At 71.0% G+C, this 20,992-nt stretch carries 15 protein-coding genes; 11 read left to right on the top strand and 4 right to left on the bottom strand.

The features are described from left to right. Positions 1-52: 52 nt before the first annotated feature. On the bottom strand, positions 53-739 hold the full coding sequence (locus tag LG395_RS10140) for a maleylpyruvate isomerase family mycothiol-dependent enzyme (RefSeq protein WP_225809146.1): 687 nt from the start codon (positions 737-739) through the stop codon (positions 53-55). Positions 740-963: 224 nt separating this feature from the next. Here LG395_RS10140 and uvrA point away from each other — a divergent pair, with 224 nt between their 5' ends. After that, positions 964-3,990 carry an excinuclease ABC subunit UvrA gene (uvrA, locus tag LG395_RS10135; protein WP_171157375.1) on the top strand — a complete coding sequence of 1,009 codons (3,027 nt, stop codon included), beginning with the start codon at positions 964-966 and terminating at the stop codon, positions 3,988-3,990. Positions 3,991-4,183: 193 nt separating this feature from the next. On the opposite strand, the gene LG395_RS10130 is transcribed toward uvrA, so the two are convergent. Together LG395_RS10130 and LG395_RS10125 are read right to left on the bottom strand one after the other, a co-directional pair. Further along, on the bottom strand, positions 4,184-5,104 hold the full coding sequence (locus LG395_RS10130; protein WP_225809145.1) for a carbohydrate kinase family protein: 921 nt from the start codon (positions 5,102-5,104) through the stop codon (positions 4,184-4,186). Further along, complete coding sequence (locus LG395_RS10125; RefSeq protein ID WP_225809144.1) at positions 5,101-6,240, bottom strand: LacI family DNA-binding transcriptional regulator; 1,140 nt, start codon at positions 6,238-6,240, stop codon at positions 5,101-5,103. Before LG395_RS10125 ends, LG395_RS10130 begins: the two co-directional genes overlap by 4 nt. 341 nt (positions 6,241-6,581) lie before the next feature. Here LG395_RS10125 and LG395_RS10120 point away from each other — a divergent pair, with 341 nt between their 5' ends. Then, complete coding sequence (locus LG395_RS10120) at positions 6,582-7,010, top strand: Rieske (2Fe-2S) protein (RefSeq protein ID WP_225809143.1); 429 nt, start codon at positions 6,582-6,584, stop codon at positions 7,008-7,010. 66 nt (positions 7,011-7,076) lie between these two features. Here the strand turns inward: LG395_RS10120 and LG395_RS10115 are convergent, their stop codons facing one another. Then, entirely contained in the window at positions 7,077-8,024 is a 948-nt protein-coding gene (locus LG395_RS10115) for a hypothetical protein (protein WP_225809142.1), read from the bottom strand. Positions 8,025-8,615: 591 nt separating this feature from the next. On the opposite strand from LG395_RS10115, the gene uvrC reads away from it, so the two are divergent. The 9 genes from uvrC (at position 8,616) to secG (ending at position 20,796) form a co-directional block, all read left to right on the top strand. Further along, the gene (gene uvrC / locus LG395_RS10110; protein ID WP_225809141.1) at positions 8,616-10,766 is read left to right on the top strand and encodes an excinuclease ABC subunit UvrC; all 2,151 of its coding nucleotides are present in this window, start codon (positions 8,616-8,618) and stop codon (positions 10,764-10,766) included. Next, a complete protein-coding gene (gene rapZ, locus LG395_RS10105) occupies positions 10,763-11,866 on the top strand; it encodes an RNase adapter RapZ (protein ID WP_225809140.1) in 1,104 nt (367 codons plus the stop codon). The genes uvrC and rapZ overlap by 4 nt, the downstream gene beginning before the upstream one ends. Beyond that, positions 11,863-12,930, top strand: coding sequence for a gluconeogenesis factor YvcK family protein (locus tag LG395_RS10100; RefSeq protein WP_171157389.1), 1,068 nt, complete (start codon positions 11,863-11,865; stop codon positions 12,928-12,930). The genes rapZ and LG395_RS10100 overlap by 4 nt, the downstream gene beginning before the upstream one ends. Continuing rightward, the gene (gene whiA, locus LG395_RS10095) at positions 12,921-13,910 is read left to right on the top strand and encodes a DNA-binding protein WhiA (RefSeq protein WP_030583311.1); all 990 of its coding nucleotides are present in this window, start codon (positions 12,921-12,923) and stop codon (positions 13,908-13,910) included. The genes LG395_RS10100 and whiA overlap by 10 nt, the downstream gene beginning before the upstream one ends. 153 nt (positions 13,911-14,063) lie before the next feature. After that, positions 14,064-17,018, top strand: coding sequence for a M14 family metallopeptidase (locus LG395_RS10090; RefSeq protein WP_225809139.1), 2,955 nt, complete (start codon positions 14,064-14,066; stop codon positions 17,016-17,018). A 298-nt stretch (positions 17,019-17,316) separates the two neighbouring features. After that, positions 17,317-18,324 (top strand): type I glyceraldehyde-3-phosphate dehydrogenase, encoded by a 1,008-nt coding sequence (gene gap, locus LG395_RS10085; RefSeq protein WP_069781521.1) that lies wholly within the window; start codon positions 17,317-17,319, stop codon positions 18,322-18,324. A 136-nt stretch (positions 18,325-18,460) separates the two neighbouring features. Continuing rightward, positions 18,461-19,672, top strand: coding sequence for a phosphoglycerate kinase (locus LG395_RS10080; RefSeq protein ID WP_171157396.1), 1,212 nt, complete (start codon positions 18,461-18,463; stop codon positions 19,670-19,672). A gap of 3 nt (positions 19,673-19,675) precedes the next feature. Continuing rightward, on the top strand, positions 19,676-20,452 hold the full coding sequence (gene tpiA / locus LG395_RS10075) for a triose-phosphate isomerase (protein WP_171157398.1): 777 nt from the start codon (positions 19,676-19,678) through the stop codon (positions 20,450-20,452). A 113-nt stretch (positions 20,453-20,565) separates the two neighbouring features. Continuing rightward, positions 20,566-20,796: a preprotein translocase subunit SecG gene (gene secG / locus LG395_RS10070; protein ID WP_041665101.1), complete on the top strand. Its 231-nt coding sequence runs from the start codon at positions 20,566-20,568 to the stop codon at positions 20,794-20,796. Positions 20,797-20,992 lie beyond the last annotated feature (196 nt).

Below are 20,992 nucleotides of genomic sequence, written 5' to 3'. Positions count from 1 at the left end.
CGGCCGGGCCGGGGCGTGCCCGGTCCGGCCGCTCCCGTCCTAAACTCCCGTCCTAAAGCGGAGGCAGTTTCGGCAGCGCCCCGCCCCGCACCTCCAGCGCCGCACCGTCGCGGCGCCCGGCGAGCCAGCCCACCAGGTCCGCCGGCCGGCCGGTGACCGTGATCCCGGGCTCGTCCGCCGCGCGCCCGGTCGTCCACGCGCGCGTGCCGTCCGTGACGCGGGTCGCCGGGATGTCCGCATGCCCGGAGAACCGCTCGGTGAGGAAGCCGGTCTCCCGCTCCAGGAACTCCGCCGGAAGATCCTCCAGCTCGTACCCGATCCCGAGGTCGACGTGGTGCAGCTCCACCTCCACCCACCGGCGGAACGGCACCCGGGCCGCGGAGTCGGTGACCCCGTTGCGCAGCTCCACCGTGCGCGTCCAGTCCGCGGGCTCCTCCCCGGCCGCCTGGAAGCGCGCCGCGCTGTCCCGGACGTCGGCGGCCTGCACCTCCAGGGGGCGCGGGGCGTCCCGCTCGATGTCGGCGTCCCGCGCCTCGGCGCTCACGTACATGGGACGGCCCTGGAGGACGTTCACGAGCGCGTCCGCGTTGCGGGCGAGGTGGGCCAGCACATGTCCGCGGCTCCAGCCGCCAAGCCGTGACGGCTGGGCGACCGAGGCGTTGTCCATGGTGGTGACCGCGCTGAGGAGCCGATCCGTCGCTTCCCGTACACAGGCCAGGTCATGAGCGTGATCCATCATGACGCCGACCCTAGTCCGGCCACCCCTTCGGGTGAAGGTGACGAACGCCGCCCGTGAATCGAATGCACGTGCTATATGGTCGAAGGCGGCGTCGGGCATGCTGGAGGGCCGGGGGTTGTTATGCAACCGGGCAATCCGACCGGCGTTGTCAGTGGCTCCCCCTAGTCTGGAGAAGGACGGGGGCCCCGCCCCTGTCACTTCTCTCAAGAAAGGTGCGGACCGGCGTGGCCGACCGTCTCATCGTCCGTGGCGCGCGCGAGCACAACCTGAAGAATGTCTCGCTCGACCTGCCTCGTGACTCGCTCATCGTCTTCACGGGTCTGTCCGGGTCGGGCAAGTCCTCCCTGGCCTTCGACACGATCTTCGCGGAGGGCCAGCGCCGTTACGTGGAGTCGCTCTCCTCGTACGCACGGCAGTTCCTCGGCCAGATGGACAAGCCCGACGTCGACTTCATCGAGGGCCTCTCCCCGGCCGTCTCCATCGACCAGAAGTCGACCTCGCGCAATCCGCGCTCGACGGTCGGCACGATCACCGAGGTCTACGACTACCTCCGGCTGCTCTTCGCGCGCATCGGCAAGCCGCACTGCCCCCAGTGCGGCCGCCCGATCTCCCGCCAGTCGCCGCAGGCCATCGTGGACAAGGTCCTGGAGCTGCCGGAGGGGAGCCGCTTCCAGGTGCTGTCCCCGCTGGTGCGCGAGCGCAAGGGCGAGTTCGTCGACCTCTTCGCCGACCTCCAGACCAAGGGCTACTCCCGTGCGCGCGTGGACGGCAAGACCGTCCAGCTGACCGAGCCGCCGGTCCTGAAGAAGCAGGAGAAGCACACCATCGAGGTGGTCATTGACCGCCTCACGGTCAAGGACTCCGCCAAGCGCCGCCTCACCGACTCCGTGGAGACCGCGCTCGGCCTGTCCGGCGGCATGGTCGTGCTCGACTTCGTGGATCTCCCCGAGGACGACCCCGAGCGCGAGCGCATGTTCTCGGAGCACCTGTACTGCCCGTACGACGACCTGTCCTTCGAGGAGCTCGAGCCCCGCTCCTTCTCCTTCAACTCGCCGTTCGGCGCCTGCCCGGAGTGCACCGGCATCGGCACGCGCATGGAGGTCGACCCGGAGCTGATCGTCCCGGACGAGGACAAGTCCCTGGACGAGGGCGCCATCCACCCGTGGTCGCACGGCCACACCAAGGACTACTTCGGCCGCCTGATCGGTGCTCTCGCCGACGCCCTGGGCTTCCGCACGGACATCCCCTTCGCGGGGCTGCCCCAGCGGGCCAAGAAGGCCCTGCTCTACGGCCACAAGACCCAGATCGAGGTGCGCTACCGCAACCGGTACGGCCGCGAGCGGGTCTACACCACCCCCTTCGAGGGCGCGGTGCCCTTCGTCAAGCGCCGTCACAGCGAGGCCGAGAGCGATGCCAGCCGCGAGCGCTTCGAGGGCTACATGCGCGAGGTGCCCTGCCCCTCCTGTGAGGGCACGCGTCTGAAGCCGATCGTCCTCGCCGTCACGATCATGGGGAAGTCGATCGCCGAGGTCTCCGCGATGTCGATCAGCGACTGCGCGGACTTCCTGGGCGAACTGAAGCTGAACGCCCGCGACAAGAAGATCGCCGAGCGGGTCCTGAAGGAGGTCAACGAGCGGCTCCGCTTCCTGGTCGACGTAGGCCTGGACTACCTCTCGCTCAACCGCGCGGCCGGCACCCTCTCCGGCGGCGAGGCCCAGCGCATCCGCCTCGCCACCCAGATCGGCTCCGGCCTCGTCGGCGTGCTCTACGTCCTGGACGAGCCGTCCATCGGCCTGCACCAGCGGGACAACCACCGTCTGATCGAGACCCTGGTGCGGCTGCGCGACATGGGCAACACGCTCATCGTGGTGGAGCACGACGAGGACACCATCAAGGTCGCCGACTGGGTCGTGGACATCGGCCCCGGCGCCGGTGAGCACGGCGGCAAGGTCGTGCACAGCGGTTCCCTGAAGGAGCTGCTCGCCAACACCGAGTCGCAGACCGGCGCGTACCTCTCGGGCCGCAAGTCGATCCCGCTCCCGGACGTACGGCGCCCCCGCGACCCGTCCCGGCAGCTCACCGTGCACGGCGCCCGTGAGAACAACCTCCAGGACATCGACGTGTCCTTCCCGCTGGGTGTTTTCACGGCCGTCACCGGTGTCTCCGGATCCGGCAAGTCGACCCTGGTCAACGACATCCTCTACACGCACCTGGCGCGCGAGCTGAACGGCGCCCGGACCGTCCCCGGTCGGCACACGCGCGTGGACGGCGACGACCTGGTCGACAAGGTCGTGCACGTCGACCAGTCACCGATCGGCCGCACCCCGCGGTCCAACCCGGCGACGTACACCGGCGTCTTCGACCACATCCGCAAGCTGTTCGCCGAGACCACCGAGGCGAAGGTCCGGGGCTACCTGCCCGGCCGCTTCTCCTTCAACGTCAAGGGCGGCCGCTGCGAGAACTGCGCGGGTGACGGCACCATCAAGATCGAGATGAACTTCCTCCCGGACGTCTACGTCCCGTGCGAGGTCTGCCATGGCGCCCGGTACAACCGGGAGACCCTGGAGGTCCACTACAAGGGCAAGTCCATCGCCGAGGTGCTGAACATGCCGATCGAGGAGGCCATGCACTTCTTCGAGGCGGTCCCGGCGATCTCCCGTCACCTCAGGACGCTGAACGACGTCGGTCTCGGTTACGTCCGCCTCGGCCAGTCCGCCACCACCCTCTCCGGTGGCGAGGCGCAGCGCGTCAAGCTCGCCAGCGAACTGCAGAAGCGGTCCACCGGACGCACGGTCTACGTCCTGGACGAGCCGACCACGGGCCTGCACTTCGAGGACATCAGCAAGCTGCTGACGGTGCTCGGTGGACTGGTCGACAAGGGCAACACGGTCATCGTCATCGAGCACAACCTCGACGTGATCAAGACCGCCGACTGGATCGTGGACATGGGTCCGGAGGGCGGCGCCGGCGGTGGCCTGGTGGTCGCCGAGGGCACGCCCGAGGAGGTCGCCGGGGTTCCGGCGAGCCACACGGGCAAGTTCCTGCGTGAGATCCTCGGCGCCGACCGGATCAGTGACGCCGCGCCGGTGAAGGCACAGCGGGGCGGCACGGCACGGAGGACCGCCGCGGCCAAGTCGTCGACGAGGAAGACGGTGACGGCCAAGGCCGACGGCACCGCGACCAAGAAGGCGGCCACGGCCACGAAGAAGGCGACGCCGGCGAAGAAGACGACACGGGCCCGCAAGGCCTGACCTGTTCCGACACGCCACCTGTTCCGACAGGCCACCTGTTCTGACACGCCATCAAAAGTGCGGTGCCCCGCGGGAACTTCCCGCGGGGCACCGTTCGTTCCACCATCAGCCAGTCCGGTCCGGCGGTCGGCAGACCCCCGCCACACCGCAGGCCCGGCCGTACCTTGTCAACAGCACACGGAAAGCAGACCGCTCACCGCGCGGCCGAACCGCCCAGCTCCGCCGCGTACGGCGGCTCGGCCCCCGCCCGAGAGCAGGTGATCGCCGCCGCCCGTGCCGCGAAGCGCAGCAGCCGTGTCCAGCCCTCCGTCCCGAGGGCGGCGAGTGCTTCCGCGGACAGCGCGTCCCGGGCGGCCAGCCCGTGCAGCAAGGCCGCGTTCACCGTGTCACCGGCGCCGATGGTGTCCACGACATCGACCTTCTCACCCGGCACGGAATGCTCCCCGCCGTCCCGCGTGAACACGGTCAGACCGTCGCCGCCCCGCGTGACCACCACGGCCGCCGGTCCCGCGGCCAGCCACTCGCGCGGAGTGCCGCCGAGCCACGCCGCGTCCTCCGCTGACAGCTTCAGCAGTGTCACCGAGGGCAGCCAGCTCCTGAAGCGCGCCCGGTAGGCGTCCGCGTCCGGGATGAGTCCCGCCCGGATGTTGGGATCCAGAGCGGTGAACAGCCCCTGCCCCGCAGCGGTCCGCATCAGTTCCTCGTAGGCGCTCGCCCCCGGCTCCAGGACGAGCGAGCAGGTGCCGAAGGACACCGCGCGCGTACCCGCGGGGAGCGCGGTAGGGGCGGTGAACAGACGGTCGGCGGTGCCGTCGACATAGAAGGAGTAGGCGGCCGAACCCGCGGCGTCGAGCGTGGCCACCGCGAGGGTCGTCGGTTCCGGCCCCCGCTGGACACCGGACACATCGACGCCGGCCCGCCGCAGCCCTTCCAGCAGGGCCTCGCCGAAGGCGTCGTCCGACGTCCGGGAGCAGAAGGCGGTGCGGGAGCCGAGCCTGCCCAGCGCCACGGCGGTGTTGTACGGGCCGCCGCCGAGCGCCGGCTTCAGGTCCGCGAGGGCGCCGGGGCCCTGCGGTACCAGGTCGATCAGTGCCTCACCGGCGACGACGATCACGAGGTGGTTCCCTTCTCGGCGAGCGTGGACACTGCGGTGGCCCCGGCGGCTCCGGTGCCGCTGCCAGGCTCCTCCGGGCAGCCGCAGGACGTGCGGTGGACGAACGTGCACGGCAGCCGGACCGTCCGGGCCGGCCGCTCCGGCTCGGCGAGGCGGTCCAGGAGCACCCGGACGGCTTGGGTGCCCACCTCCCGGCTGGGCTGGGCGATCGCCGTCAGTCGGGGTGAGAACAGGTCGGCCCAGGCGAAGTCGTCGAAGCAGCACAGGGCGAGGTCGTCCGGCACGGACCGGCCGTGCCGGCGCAGCGCGCGCAGCGCGCCGATGGTCATCGCGTTGTTGGCGGTGACGAGTGCCGTGGGCGGGTCGGGCAGGGCGAGCAGGCCGGCCGTGGCACGCTCGGCCCCGGCGGACTCCGAGTTGCCGCACACGAGGAGACGCTCGTCGTGTGCCAGACCGGCCGCGGCGAGGCCCTCCCGGTATCCGGAGACGCGCTCACTGGTGGTACTGAGTCCGGGCAGGCCCGCGACCAGGGCGATCCGGCGGTGCCCCAGCCCGGCGAGATGGGTCACGAGCAGGGCCGTCGGCGCGGCGCTCTCGGTACAGACCTGGTCGAAACGCGCCGTGCCCGGCGAAGTGGCGGCGGCGACCTGGGCACCGTCGTCCGGCGCGACGTCCTCCGCCGCCCCGGCGTCGACCAGCCGGTCCAGGAACACCGTCGGTACGGCGTGGCGGCGCAGGTAACCGACGAGGTCACCCGGCTCGGCGGACGGGGCGACGATCATGCCGTCCACCCGGCGCTCATGGAGGAGCTGTACGACCTTGCGTTCGTGCCGGGGGTCGTCGTGCGGATCCGCGATGAGCAGGCTGTAGCCCGCCTCCAGGGCAGCGGCCTCGACGCCTTGCAGGATCTCCGTGAAGTACGGGTTGCTGATGGCCGACACCGCGAGGCCGATGGAACGGGTGCGGGAGGTCACCAGGGAGCGGGCGAGGGTGTTCGGGGTGTAACCGAGGGCGTCCACGGCGTCGAGGACGGCCTGACGGGTGTGCGGGAGTACCGGACGCGTGCCGTTGAGCACGTGGGAGACGGTCGCCACGGAGACCCCGGCACTGTGGGCGACATCCGCCATGGTGGCCATCGCGCTCCCTTCTCCGGGGCTGCCGTCTGATCGGCGCCGGCCCCCGTCTCATCGGCTTCCGGGCGGACGGTACCCCATGCCCCCGTCTCGCGTAAACGCTTACGCAAACGCTTACGTCCCTGCCTCGAACGTCTCCTGCCCCACGGCGTTCGTCCCCGCACGCCCCTCAAGTGGACCTCGGGTTCCGCCCGCATCCAGCGCGACCCCGCTCCCGGACCGGCCGCGACCCCGCTCCCGGACCGGCCGTGACGCTCCCGAACCGCCCCGCCACCCCGCTCCCGGACCGTCCCCTCTGCCCGGGTATCGTCGCCCTGCACACCCCTTGAGCAGTGGAGTTCCAGATGCCCGCCCCCTCCTCCGCGAGCCGCCGTACCGTCCTTCGCGGGGCCGCCGCGGCCCCGGTCGCCGGGCTCGCCCTGGCCGCGTGCTCGGCCCCGGACGGCAGTGGTGCCGCCGCGGACGCCCCCACCGCGCCGGTCGACCTCGGCGCCGAGAACGAGGTCGCGAAGGGTGGGGCCAAGCTCTACCGCGACCACAACGTGGTGGTCAGCCGTGCCGAGGACGGCACCCTGAAGGCGTACAGCACGATCTGCACGCACGCCGGTTGCCCCATCAACAAGCTGCGGGGGACGACCCTGGTCTGCCCCTGTCACGGCAGCGAGTTCGACGCCGTGACGGGCAAGGTCGTCCAGGCGCCGGCCACCGAGCCGCTGACCGAACTGCCGGTGAAGGCCGCGAAGGGCAGGATCGTCGCCGGTCCCGCGAACTGACCGCGGGACAGCGGGCCGACGAGCGGTGGACGCCGGCCCGGCCCGGTGTGCGGGCGGGGGCTCAGCTCACTCCCAGTCCCAGGCGATCCCCAGGACGCCAGGCCGGATGCGGGGCTCGACCAGGTGGGCACTGTGGTGCGGACTGGTCACGGGCAGCTCCTGCCGGCCGCTGCGCGGAGCCGCGGCCGAGTGCTGGGCGAAGCGGTGGCAGCGGACCGGCAGCGTGCCCGTGTCGAAACGCACCTGGAGCGCGTACTGGCCGCCGGGGAAGCCGAACCGCTGGAGGTACTCGCGGGACGCACCGGCCGTGCCGTCCTCGATGGCGTACCGGAAGAGAAAGGTGTCACCGGCGCCCAGCCGGGTGCCGAAGAGCAGCTCCGCGACGAGGATGCCGGTTTCCTGGTCCCAGCGGAGGCGACCGGTGCGGCAGTTCTCCAGGGCGTGCACGGTGACACGGCGCGGGTCGCAGCCGGGATCGCCGTGGTGGAGGGCGACGAAGCGGTCGACGCCGTCGCGGTGGGCCCGCACGATGTGGTGGGCCTCGCGGCTCACCAGCTCCCGCCGGGCGCCGATCCCGACGCGTTCGTGGTGCCCCACGGTGTGCAGCCCGCCGTCCAGGGACCACCCGAGGCCGGCGGTGAGCCGGTCCACGACACCCGAGGCTTCGATCAGGGAGCGGTAGGAGCGGCCCGCCGGACGGTCGGCCGTGGCCCGCTCGTCGGACTCGGCGAGCAGCCGGATCAGTGACTCGTCCGGCAGCCGGAGGATCTCCTCCAGCGCGCGTACGGCGCGCAGCGACTCGGGGCGCTGTGGGCGGCGAGCACCTTGCTGCCAGTAACTCAGGCTGGTGACGCCGACCTTGACCCCGTGGCGTGACAGATGGTGCTGCACGCGCTGGAGCGGCAGTCCGCGTGCGGCGATCGCGGCGCGCAGCGCCACGTGGAAGGGGCCGCCGCGCAGGGCCGTGTCCAGTTCCGCGGTGGGGACGTCCGCGTGCTCTGTGGCATGCCGCATGCCGAGGGGCCTTTCTGTGAGGTGTCGCTACGGCTGGTCAGACCGCCTGTGCGGTGTGCGGGGCCACCCCCGTGGGCACCGCGCGCGTCCCTGGCTGGGCACGCCGCGCCTGCCGTACGCATGCGTGTACGGCCCCGGGTTCCCCCGCATTGAAGCGTGTTGACCAGAACCCGACAACACCTGGGACCCGGCCGTTCCCGACGACTGGCCGGGCCGTGCCGTTCCGCGGCCGGTGGGCAGACGGCGGAGGTGGCGCACGCCTCGCCCGCCGCCGGGCCGGACAGGCGACGCCGGGCGGGAAGTCACCGGCATGGCCGGAAGGCGACTGACGGACGGCGCGAGGATGCGCGGAGGGCGTACGGGGGAGGGGGCGCGGAGGGGTGTCGGAGGGAGGTGCGGGCGGGCTCGGATTGCCGCCCCGCGCGAGCGCGAGGCCCCATGTCCGCGAGGCCCCGCGAGCCCCCGAGTGAGACCTCCGGTCGGCCGCCGGCCGGAAGGGATGCCCCGAGGCCACCGTACGGACGCCGTCCGGGTGGGGGCGTTGTCCACAGGCCCGACGCGGTGTCGGCGCTCGCCAGTAGGGTGTGAGACATGGCCGATCCCTCCAGCTACCGCCCCAGGCCGGGAGACATCCCGGACTCTCCGGGGGTGTACAGGTTCCGTGACGAGCACCGCCGGGTGATCTACGTCGGAAAGGCGAAAAGCCTGCGCCAGCGCCTGGCGAACTACTTCCAGGACCTGGCGAACCTGCACCCGCGCACCCGGACGATGGTGACCACAGCCGCGTCCGTGGAGTGGACGGTGGTGTCCACGGAGGTCGAGGCGCTGCAGCTGGAGTACTCCTGGATCAAGGAGTACGACCCCCGGTTCAACGTCAAGTACCGGGACGACAAGAGCTACCCGTACCTCGCGGTCACGATGAACGAGCAGTTCCCGCGGGTCCAGGTGATGCGCGGTCACAAGAAGAAGGGCGTCCGCTACTTCGGGCCGTACGCGCACGCGTGGGCCATCCGGGACACCGTCGACCTGCTGCTGCGGGTGTTCCCGGTGCGTACCTGCTCGGCCGGCGTCTTCAAGAACGCCGCCCGCACCGGCCGGCCGTGCCTGCTCGGCTACATCGGCAAGTGCTCCGCACCCTGCGTCGGCCGGATCACCCCCGAGGACCACCGGGAGCTGGCCGAGGAGTTCTGCGACTTCATGGCCGGCCGCACCGGCACCTACCTCCGCCGTCTGGAGAAGCAGATGATGGAGGCGGCCGAGGAGATGGAGTACGAGCGGGCGGCCCGCCTGCGGGACGACATCGAGGCCCTGAAGAAGGCCATGGAGAAGAACGCGGTCGTGCTCGCCGACGCGACCGACGCCGACCTCATCGCCGTCGCCGAGGACGAACTGGAGGCGGCCGTGCAGATCTTCCACGTACGCGGCGGCCGGGTCCGCGGTCAGCGCGGCTGGGTGACGGACAAGGTCGAGGAGGTCACCACCGGCGCCCTGGTCGAGCACGCCCTGCAGCAGCTGTACGGCGAGGAGAGCGGGGACGCGGTCCCCAAGGAGGTGCTGGTCCCGGCCCTGCCCGACCCGGTCGAGCCGGTCCAGGAGTGGCTGACCGGCCGCCGTGGGTCGAACGTGTCGCTGCGCATCCCCCAGCGCGGTGACAAGAAGGCGCTCATGGAGACCGTGCAGCGCAACGCCCAGCAGGCCCTCGCGCTGCACAAGACCAGGCGCGCCTCCGACCTGACCACGCGCTCGCGTGCCCTGGAGGAGATCGCCGAGGCCCTCGACCTGGACAGCGCCCCTCTGCGGATCGAGTGCTACGACATCTCGCACCTCCAGGGTGACGACGTGGTCGCCTCCATGGTCGTCTTCGAGGACGGTCTGCAGCGCAAGAGCGAGTACCGGCGGTTCCAGATCAAGGGCTTCGCCGGGCAGGACGACGTCCGCTCCATGCACGAGGTGATCACCCGCCGCTTCAAGCGCTACCTCGCCGAGAAGGAACGGACGGGGGAGTGGGCCGACGGCTCCGGAACCGACGGCTCCCTCGCCGCAGGCACCGACGGCTCCCTCGCCGCAGGCTCCGGCACCGACGGCTCGCTTCCCGACGGCGGCGCCGCGCTCACCGACGGCGAGATGATCACCGGTTCGCTCAAGGACGACGACGGCCGTCCCAGGAAGTTCGCCTACCCGCCCCAGCTCGTCGTGGTCGACGGCGGTCAGCCGCAGGTCGCGGCGGCCCGGCGCGCGCTGGACGAGCTGGGCATCGACGACATCGCCGTCTGCGGCCTCGCCAAGCGCCTGGAGGAGGTCTGGGTGCCCGGCGAGGACGACCCGGTGGTGCTGCCCCGCACCAGCGAGGGCCTCTACCTGCTCCAGCGCGTCCGCGACGAGGCGCACCGGTTCGCGATCACCTACCAGCGCACCAAGCGAGCCAAGCGCTTCCGCGCGGGCCCGCTGGACGACGTCCCCGGTCTCGGCGAGACCCGCAAACAGGCGCTCATCAAGCATTTCGGCTCGGTGAAGAAGCTGCGGACCGCCACAATCGAGCAGATCCAGGAAGTGCCCGGGATAGGCCGGAAGACGGCCGAGACCATCGCCGTGGCCCTCGCCCAGGCGGCCCCGGCCGCGCCCGCCGTGAACACGGCGACCGGAGAGATCATTGAGGACGAGGAACCCGGCACGACGGGGGGTTCCTCGGGGGAGCCCGTGACCGCGGGCGTCCCGGACGAACGACGGGGGCAGGAGACATGACCGAGCACGACGCACAGCCCACGGCACAGCGAGATCAGGCGCACGGGCGAGACCAGGCGCACGGCGGCCCGGGTGGGGATGCCGTCCGGCACGACACCGGCCGAACGGACGCGGGCCGGACCGACACCGGCCGGGACACCCGTTTGCCCGGCACCGACCAGGACGCCGGACAGGACACCGGCCAGAACAACGGAGCACAGGTGAGTACGGGCAGCGAGACAGCCGGGGTCCCCGAGGCGGCCATCCCCGAGCTGGTGATCATCTCCGGCATGTCCGGGGCCGGCCGGTCCACGGCCGCGAAGTGTCTGGAGGACCTCGGCTGGTTCGTCGTCGACAACCTCCCGCCCGCCCTCATCCCCACCATGGTGGAGCTGGGAGCCCGCTCGCAGGGCAACGTGGCGCGGATCGCGGTCGTCGTGGACGTGCGCGGCCGGCGCTTCTTCGACAACCTGCGCGAGTCCCTCGCCGACCTGGACACCCGGGGCGTCACCCGGCGGATCGTCTTCCTGGAGTCCTCCGACGAGGCCCTGGTCCGCCGCTTCGAGTCGGTGCGCCGTCCGCACCCGCTCCAGGGCGACGGCCGCATCGTCGACGGCATCGCCGCCGAACGGGAGCTGCTGCGCGAGCTGCGCGGCGACGCCGACCTGGTGATCGACACCTCCAGCCTCAACGTGCACGAGCTGCGCGCCAAGATGGACGCCCAGTTCGCCGGCGAGGAGGAGCCCGAGCTGCGGGCCACCGTGATGTCCTTCGGCTTCAAGTACGGCCTGCCCGTTGACGCCGACCTGGTCGCGGACATGCGGTTCCTGCCCAATCCGCACTGGGTCCCGGAGCTGCGCCCCTACACCGGCCTCAACGAGGAGGTCGCCGCCTACGTCTTCAACCAGCCCGGCGCGAAGGAGTTCCTCGACCGGTACGCCGAACTGCTGCGGCTCATCGCGGCCGGCTACCGGCGCGAGGGCAAGCGGTATGTGACCATCGCCATCGGCTGTACCGGCGGCAAGCACCGCTCGGTCGCGATGTCGGAGAAGCTCGCCGCGCGCCTCGCGGCCGAGGGCGTGGAAACGGTGGTCGTGCACCGGGACATGGGACGGGAATGACGCAACGTACACCGCGGCTGAGCAGGCTGCGCCGGATGGTGCCCGACGCGCGTGCCGGCCGTCCGGCCGAGGCCCGTGGGGCGCGGCCCCGCCGGCGCGGCGCCCAGCCCAAGGTGGTCGCCCTCGGCGGCGGCATGGGCCTGTCCGCCTCGCTCGCCGCGCTGCGCCGGATCACCGGTGATCTCACCGCCGTCGTCACCGTGGCCGACGACGGCGGCTCCAGCGGGCGGCTCCGGGACGAGCTGGGCGTACTGCCGCCCGGCGACCTGCGCAAGGCGCTGGCCGCGCTGTGCGGGGACGACGACTGGGGCCAGACCTGGGCCCGGGTCATCCAGCACCGCTTCCAGTCCCAGGGCGATCTGCACGAGCACGCGGTGGGCAACCTGCTGATCGTCGCCCTGTGGGAACAGCTCGGCGACCATGTGCAGGCCCTGGACCTGGTCGGCAAGCTGCTCGGTGCGCACGGGCGCGTGCTGCCCATGTCGGCCGTGCCGCTGGAGCTTCAGGCCCTGGTCAAGGGGCACGACCCGGAGCGCCCGGACGACGTGGACACGGTGCGTGGGCAGGCCACCGTGGCCCTGACGCCCGGCGAGGTGCAGTCGGTGCACCTCGTGCCCAACGACCCGCCCGCCGTCCCCGAGGCCGTGGCGGCGGTCCTGGACGCGGACTGGGTGGTCCTCGGCCCCGGTTCCTGGTTCTCCTCGGTCATCCCGCACCTGCTCGTCCCCGAGCTGCTGGACGCGCTCACCGAGACCAAGGCGCGCCGGGTGCTCTCGCTGAACCTGGCGCCGCAGCCGGGAGAAACCGAGGGCTTCTCCCCGCAGCGTCATTTGGAGGTTTTGGGGCGACACGCCCCTAAACTCGCCCTGGACGTGGTGCTGGCCGACGTGGCCGCCGTGCCCGACCGCGACTCGCTCACCGAGGCCGCCGAGCGGCTGGGAGCCGCGGTCGAGCTGGCCCCGGTGGCCCGGACCGACGGAACACCCCGGCACGATCCGGAGCTGTTGGCCGCCGCGTACGACCGTATTTTTCGGATGCATGGAAGGATCGGCCCATGGCGATGACGGCAGCGGTGAAGGACGAGATCTCCCGGCTCCCCGTCACCCGGACCTGCTGCAGGAAGGCGGAGGTCTCCGCCATCCTGCGGTTCGCCGGCGGCCTCCACCTGGTGAGCGGGCGCATCGTGATCGAGGCGGAGCTGGACACCGCGATGGCGGCCCGCCGGCTCAAGCGGGACATCCTGGAGATCTTCGGGCACAGCTCCGAGCTGATCGTGATGGCGCCCGGCGGACTGCGCCGGGGCTCACGGTATGTCGTACGGGTTGTCGCGGGCGGTGACCAGCTGGCCCGGCAGACGGGTCTCGTGGACGGCAGAGGCCGCCCGATCCGCGGTCTGCCGCCGCAGGTGGTCTCGGGGGCCACCTGCGACGCGGAGGCGGCCTGGCGCGGGGCCTTCCTGGCGCACGGCTCGCTGACCGAGCCCGGCCGTTCCTCGTCCCTGGAGGTGACCTGCCCGGGCCCGGAGGCGGCGCTCGCGCTGGTCGGTGCCGCCCGCAGACTGTCGATCGCCGCGAAGGCCCGCGAGGTGCGCGGGGTGGACCGGGTGGTCGTCCGGGACGGTGACGCGATCGGTGCCCTGCTCACCCGGCTGGGTGCGCACGAGTCGGTGCTGGCCTGGGAGGAGCGCCGGATGCGCCGCGAGGTGCGGGCCACGGCCAACCGGCTCGCCAACTTCGACGACGCCAACCTGCGCCGTTCGGCCCGTGCCGCCGTGGCGGCCGGGGCCCGGGTCCAGCGCGCGCTGGAGATCCTGGGCGACGAGGTGCCCGAGCACCTGGCCGCGGCGGGGCGGCTGCGCATGGAGCACAAGCAGGCGTCCCTGGAGGAGCTGGGCGCGCTCGCCGATCCGCCGCTGACGAAGGACGCGGTCGCGGGCCGTATCCGCCGGCTGCTGGCCATGGCCGACAAGCGCGCGGCCGATCTGGGCATCCCGGGCACGGAGGCCAACCTCAGCGAGGAGCTGGCGGACAACCTGGCCGGCTGACCGGACGATGCGTCACATGGGCCGGTGCCGACGGCCGTTCGGGTGGTCGGCACCGGCTTTTGCGTGTCCTTGTGGCGGTCTTGACTGGATCATGAAGTGACATGAGCCTGGCAACCTGTTCGTCGCTGTGGCGGACCACCGCTAGGGGGGTTCATGAGACACAGAGCGAGAGCGATCCTCGCTGTCGGCGCGCTGGTGATCGGCGGAGCGAGCCTCGCACCCGTCGCCCAGGCACGAAACGGAAGTCCGGCGCCGTCCGGGCCGGAAGAGGTCAAGGTCTACCGCGCCGAGGTCACCGGGCAGCAGGTGCCCCTGCTGCTCAAGGCCGGCCAGGACGGCCACGAACTCGGGAAGCGGGCGAGCGGACACGGCCGGACCGAGGTCGAGGTCTACCTCACCGGCAGGCAGGCGGCGCGCCTGCGCGAGCAGGGCGTCGCCCTCACCGAGCACGCGCTCTCGGCCAAGGCGGAGGCCAGGGTCGAGGAGGCCGCCCAGGGCGTGTTCCGTCCGTACAGCGGACGGGGCGGCCTCAAGGAGGAGATCCTCCGGACCGCCCAGGCCCACCCCGGCCTCACCAAGGTGGAGTCCATCGGAAGGACGCTGGGCGGCCAGGACATCCTCGCGCTCAAACTGACCAGGAACGCGAAGAAGGCGAAGGACGGCTCCCGCCCCGCCGTGCTCTACATGTCCAACCAGCACGCGCGCGAGTGGATCACGCCGGAGATGACCCGGCGCCTGATGCACTACTACCTGGACCGCTACACGACCGACCGGCGCGTCAAGAGAATCGTCGACACGACCGAGCTGTGGTTCGTCCTGTCGGCCAACCCGGACGGCTACGACTACACCTTCAAGGACTCCGGCACCCGCCTGTGGCGCAAGAACCTGCGGGACGTCAACGGCGACGGCGTCATCAGCACGGGCGACGGCGTCGACCTCAACCGCAACTTCCCCTACAAATGGGGCTACGACGACGAGGGCTCGTCGCCCAACCCCACCAGCCAGACCTACCGCGGCGCGAGCCCGGGCTCCGAGCCCGAGACCAAGGCCCTCGACGCCTTCGAGAAGCGCGTCGGCTTCCGGTACGGCATCAACTACCACTCCGCCGCCGAACTCCTCCTGTACGGCGTCGGCTGGCAGGTGGCCACCCCGACCCCCGACGACGTCCTCTACAAGGCGCTCGCCGGCACCCCCGGCAACTCGGCCGTCCCGGGCTACCACCCGCAGGTCTCCTCGGAGCTGTACACCACCAACGGCGAGGCGGACGGCCACGCGTCGAACGTCAACGGGATGGCGATGTTCACCCCGGAGATGTCGACCTGTCAGACGGCGTCGGACGTCGACCCGGACGACGCCTGGAAGAGCCAGGACTGCCAGTCCGTCTTCAACTTCCCCGACGACGAGAAGCTGATCCAGCAGGAGTTCGCCAAGAACGTCCCGTTCGCGCTCTCCGTCGCCGAGACCGCCGTGCACCCCGACAGGCCGGTCTCCTCGGTCGGCCTGAACGCCGCCGACTTCACCCCGGCCGCGTTCTCCACGTCGTACTCCCGGGGCGCGGACCAGGAGGTCTCGGTCGTCGTCCGCAAGGCGGTCCGGGACAAGCGGCTCCGGTACCGCGTCAACGGCGGCCGTACCCGCGACCAGGCGCTGAGGCACTGGAAGGGCGGCGAGACGTACGGCGGTGAGGACGACCTCTACTTCGACGAGTACCGCGCGAAGGTGCGCGGCGGCGAGCCGGGCGACCAGGTCGAGGTGTGGTTCACCGGCCGGACCGGGAGCGGGAGGAAGGTCTCCAGCAGCCACTTCACCTACACCGTCGCGAAGCGGGCGGCGGCCGACACCCTGGTGGTCGCCGAGGAGGGCACGGCCGCCACGCAGGCACGGACGTACGTGGACGCGCTGAAGGGCGCGGGGCACCGGGCGCTCGTGTGGGACGTGGCCACGCAGGGCGCCCCGGACGCGCTCGGCGTGCTGGGGCACTTCCGGACGGTCGTCCACTACTCCGGCGCGGCCGGCCCCGCCAACGCCACCCAGCTCCAGCTGCGCGCCTACCTCAACGGGGGCGGCAGGCTGATCGAGGCCGGCGAGCTGGCCGGCGGCAGCGTCGACCTCGGTGACGGCACCCTGTCCGACGACTTCAGCCAGTACTACCTGGGCGCCTACAGCCGTACGTCGACCAAGGGGGCCACCGGTCTCACCGGCTCCGGCGCGCTCGACGGCTTCACCGGGGCCCTCGGCGACGCGCCCGGCAACCCGCTCGACAAGGCCGGCACCTACGGCGTCACCTCCGACGAGCTGCCGATCGCCGCCTACCCGCAGTTCAGGAGCGCGGGCGCGGGCACCTTCGCGGGCACCGTCAACCCGTACGGTCCGTACACCGGCGCCTCCATGGCCGCCGCCGTGCACACCGACGACGCCTACAAGCGCCTCACCCGCACCGTCGACCTCACCGGGGTCACCGCCGCCGACAGGCCGGCCCTGAGCACCCGGCTGCTGTGGGACACCGAGCCCGGCTACGACCACGCGGTGTTGGAGGCGCACACCGTCGGCGCGGACGACTGGACGACCCTGCCGGAGACCGGCGGGGCCACGAAGGCGGCGGTGCCGCAGGAGTGCGGGGGCGGCTTCCTGATCGGTGAGCACCCGTGGCTGAAGCACTACCTGACGCTCACGGGCAACACCTGCACCGCGACCGGCACCACCGGCGCGTGGCACAGCCTCACCGGCAGCTCCGGCGGCTGGCGGCAGGTGAGCTTCGACCTGAGCGCGTACGCCGGGAAGTCCGTCGAGATCTCGATCAGCTACATCACCGACCCCGGCAGCGGCGGACACGGCGTCCTCGCCGACGACGCCTCGCTGGTCGTCGGCGGCGCGGCGCGGGAGACCGAGGGCTTCGAGACGTCCCTCGGCGCCTGGAAGACGGCCGGACCACCGGCCGGCAGCCCGGCGGTGCTGAAGGACTGGACGCGCACGGGGACCCTGTTCCAGACGTACGGAGCGGTCACCACGGACGACACCGTGCTGCTCGGCTTCGGTCTGGAGCAGGTGCCGTCGGCGGCCGATCGGACCGCTCTGCTGCGCAAGGCGTTCGGCTCGCTCGACAGGTGAGCGCGCCCCCCTCTCAGGGGTGCGCGGCCAAGGTGCGCATCAACTGAGCCGACCCGCTCACGAACGAGTGAAAACGGCGTCAGAAGTGCCCCGCGTTCCGTAGCAAATACGGGTGAATCCATTGTCGATCCGAGGCGGTCCGTACCCCTACTGACAGGTACGGACCGCCTGCCCGTGTATGGGACATCTCGATGTCACCTCGGGGCCCGCAGAGAGGTAGGGTCGGTGGTGGTCGGGGACATCCCAAACAGAGCTCGCCGGCACCGCATGGCCGGCGTACCAACGAGGAGATCGGTTCGTGACGATCCGCGTAGGCATCAACGGCTTCGGCCGCATCGGGCGTAACTACTTCCGCGCGCTGCTGGAGCAGGGAGCGGACATCGAGGTTGTGGCTGTCAACGACCTGGGTGACACCGCGACCACCGCTCACCTGCTCAAGTACGACACGATCCTGGGCCGCCTCAAGCAGGAGGTCTCCCACACCGCCGACACCATCACGGTCGACGGGCACACCATCAAGGTGCTGTCCGAGCGCAACCCGGCCGACATCCCGTGGGGCGAGCTGGGCGTCGACATCGTCATCGAGTCGACCGGCATCTTCACCAAGAAGGAAGACGCCGCCAAGCACATCGCCGGCGGCGCGAAGAAGGTCCTCATCTCGGCTCCGGCCAAGGACGAGGACATCACCATCGTGATGGGCGTCAACCAGGACAAGTACGACCCGGCGAACCACCACGTCATCTCCAACGCCTCCTGCACCACCAACTGTGTGGCGCCGATGGCGAAGGTCCTCGACGAGAACTTCGGCATCGTCAAGGGTCTGATGACCACGGTGCACGCGTACACGAACGACCAGCGCATCCTGGACTTCCCGCACAAGGACCTGCGCCGCGCCCGTGCCGCCGCCGAGAACATCATCCCGACCACCACCGGTGCCGCCAAGGCCACCGCCCTGGTCCTGCCGCAGCTCAAGGGCAAGCTGGACGGCATCGCCATGCGCGTCCCGGTCCCGACCGGCTCCGTCACCGACCTGGTCGTGGAGCTGGGCCGCGAGGTCACCAAGGAAGAGGTCAACGCCGCCTTCCAGAAGGCCGCCGAGGGTGAGCTGAAGGGCCTCCTCGACTACACGGAGGACCCGATCGTCTCCTCCGACATCGTCAACGCCCCGGCCTCCTGCACCTTCGACTCCTCCCTGACCATGGTCCAGGAGGGCAAGAACGTGAAGGTCATCGGCTGGTACGACAACGAGTGGGGCTACTCCAACCGCCTCGTCGACCTCACGGTCTTCGTCGGCAACCAGCTCTGATCGCCGAAGCAGGACCCCGAAGTGGGAGCAGGGCCCGTGCAGCGCGCCGCCGCGCTGTCCGGGCCCTGTCCCACGTACTGACCACGTCCTTTTACGATCAGGTGCACCACGAGCCCTCCTGTAGGAGTCCACTCCCATGAAGACGATCGACGAACTTCTCGCCGACGGCGTGAGCGGCAAGCGGGTTTTCGTCCGCGCCGACCTCAACGTGCCGCTCGCCGACGGGACGATCACCGACGACGGCCGCATCCGCGCTGTCCTGCCCACCGTCAAGGCCCTCGCGGACGCGGGCGCCAAGGTGGTCGTCGCCTCGCACCTGGGCCGCCCCAAGGGCGCCCCGGACCTCGCCTTCTCGCTGCTGCCCGCCGCCGAGCGCCTCGGTGAACTGCTCGGCGCCCCGGTCGCCTTCGCCCAGGACACCGTCGGCCCCGCCGCCCACGACGCCGTCGACGGCCTCCAGCCCGGCCAGGTCGCGGTCATCGAGAACCTGCGCTTCAACCCCGGCGAGACGTCCAAGGACGACACCGAGCGCGGTGAGTTCGCCGACCGGCTGGCCGCCCTCGCCGACGTCTACGTCGGTGACGGCTTCGGCGCCGTGCACCGGAAGCACGCCTCCGTCTACGACCTCCCGGCCCGGCTGCCGCACTACGCCGGCTACCTGATCGCCACCGAGGTCGGCGTCCTGAAGAAGCTCACCCAGGACGTCAAGCGCCCCTACGTCGTCGCGCTCGGCGGCGCCAAGGTCTCCGACAAGCTCGCCGTCATCGACCAGCTGCTCGGCAAGGCCGACCGGCTCCTCATCGGCGGCGGCATGGCCTACACCTTCCTCAAGGCCAAGGGCTACGAGGTCGGCATCTCCCTCCTGCAGGAGGACCAGGTCCCGGCCGTCAAGGAGTACATGGAGCGCGCCGAGAAGCAGGGCGTCGAGCTGCTGCTCCCCGTCGACGTCGTGGTCTCCCGGACCTTCCCGGACCTGAAGACCAAGGCGCCCACCGAGAACACCGTGGTCGACGCGGACAAGATCCCCGCCGACCAGGAGGGCCTGGACATCGGCCCGAAGACCCGAGAGCTCTACGCCTCGAAGCTCGCCGACGCCGAGACCGTCTTCTGGAACGGTCCCATGGGCGTCTTCGAGCACCCCGACTACGCCGAGGGCACCAAGGCGGTCGCCCAGGCACTCGTCGACACGGACGGCTTCACCGTCGTCGGCGGCGGTGACTCCGCCGCGGCCGTGCGCACGCTCGGCTTCGACGAGAACGCATTCGGCCACATCTCGACCGGTGGCGGCGCCTCCCTCGAATACCTCGAGGGCAAGACGCTCCCCGGCCTCGCCGCACTGGAGGACTGACCCTTGAGCACGCGCACGCCGCTGATGGCGGGCAACTGGAAGATGAACCTCAACCACCTCGAGGCCATCGCACACGTCCAGAAGCTCGCGTTCGCCCTGGCCGACAAGGACTACGAGGCCGTCGAGGTCGCCGTCCTGCCGCCCTTCACCGACCTGCGCTCCGTGCAGACCCTGGTCGACGGCGACAAGCTCAAGATCAAGTACGGCGCCCAGGACATCTCCCAGCACGACTCCGGCGCCTACACGGGCGAGATCTCCGGCCCGATGCTGGCCAAGCTGAAGTGCACCTACGTGGTGATCGGCCACTCCGAGCGGCGCCAGTACCACAACGAGACCGACGAGCTGGTCAACGCCAAGGTCAAGGCCGCGTACAAGCACGGCCTCACCCCGATCCTGTGCGTCGGTGAGGAGCTGGACGTCCGTGAGGCGGGCGATCACGTCGGCCACACCCTCGCCCAGGTCGAGGGCGGTCTGAAGGACCTGCCGGCCGAGCAGGCCGGCACGATCGTGATCGCGTACGAGCCGGTGTGGGCCATCGGCACCGGCAAGGTCTGCGGCGCCGGGGACGCCCAGGAGGTCTGCGCCGCCATCCGCGCCAAGATCGCCGAGCTGTACTCCCAGGACGTGGCCGACCAGGTCCGCATCCAGTACGGCGGCTCGGTGAAGTCGGGCAACGTCGCCGAGATCATGGCCCAGGCCGACATCGACGGCGCCCTGGTCGGCGGTGCCTCGCTGGACGCCGACGAGTTCGTCAAGATCGTGCGTTTCCGCGACCAGTGATCACGGTCGTGAGTAGGCGGTAGCGGCGATACGTCGTACTCTTGCGGGGGCACAGCCGGGTGCTGTGCCCCCGTCGTCCATCCGAATCCGAGGAAGTTGGTCCAGCCGTGGTTTTGGGGTTCTCGATCGCCCTGATCATCTTCAGCCTGCTGCTGATGCTGCTGGTGCTGATGCACAAGGGAAAGGGCGGCGGCCTGTCCGACATGTTCGGTGGCGGCATGCAGTCCTCCGTCGGCGGCTCCTCGGTCGCCGAGCGCAACCTCGACCGGATCACCATCGTGGTGGGCCTGCTGTGGTTCGCGTGCATCATCGTCCTCGGCATGCTGATCAAGACGAACAGCTGACCCACGAGCAGTACATTCCGCACGTAAAGCCCCATGCTCGGTACGCGCTCCTGAGCGCGGCCTATCATGGGGCTTGCGTCTTGGTGTGGGGGCCGGTAACTCCAATCACTGGACGCGCGTTGGGCCTTACGTAGACTGAGGCGCTCGCGGCGAAGCGAAACGCCGACTCGCTTCGCGGCACCATCACGCAGGGAGT

The sequence above is a fragment of the Streptomyces spinosus genome (assembly GCF_020400655.1).
GTDB lineage: Bacteria > Actinomycetota > Actinomycetes > Streptomycetales > Streptomycetaceae > Streptomyces > Streptomyces argyrophylli.
Note: the sequence above shows the minus strand (reverse complement) of the source record. Positions and strands in the feature narration are given on the sequence as shown.

Excerpts from the sequence above, each read along its gene's own strand:
- LG395_RS10120 (WP_225809143.1), top strand. The coding sequence starts at position 6,582 with ATGCCCGCCCCCTCCTCCGCGAGCCGCCGTACCGTCCTTCGCGGGGCC.
- whiA (WP_030583311.1), top strand. The coding sequence starts at position 12,921 with ATGGCGATGACGGCAGCGGTGAAGGACGAGATCTCCCGGCTCCCCGTC.
- LG395_RS10090 (WP_225809139.1), top strand. The coding sequence starts at position 14,064 with ATGAGACACAGAGCGAGAGCGATCCTCGCTGTCGGCGCGCTGGTGATC.
- LG395_RS10080 (WP_171157396.1), top strand. The coding sequence starts at position 18,461 with ATGAAGACGATCGACGAACTTCTCGCCGACGGCGTGAGCGGCAAGCGG.
- rapZ (WP_225809140.1), top strand. The coding sequence starts at position 10,763 with ATGACCGAGCACGACGCACAGCCCACGGCACAGCGAGATCAGGCGCAC.
- LG395_RS10125 (WP_225809144.1), bottom strand. The coding sequence starts at position 6,240 with ATGGCCACCATGGCGGATGTCGCCCACAGTGCCGGGGTCTCCGTGGCG.
- LG395_RS10100 (WP_171157389.1), top strand. The coding sequence starts at position 11,863 with ATGACGCAACGTACACCGCGGCTGAGCAGGCTGCGCCGGATGGTGCCC.
- uvrC (WP_225809141.1), top strand. The coding sequence starts at position 8,616 with ATGGCCGATCCCTCCAGCTACCGCCCCAGGCCGGGAGACATCCCGGAC.
- LG395_RS10140 (WP_225809146.1), bottom strand. The coding sequence starts at position 739 with ATGATGGATCACGCTCATGACCTGGCCTGTGTACGGGAAGCGACGGAT.
- LG395_RS10115 (WP_225809142.1), bottom strand. The coding sequence starts at position 8,024 with ATGCGGCATGCCACAGAGCACGCGGACGTCCCCACCGCGGAACTGGAC.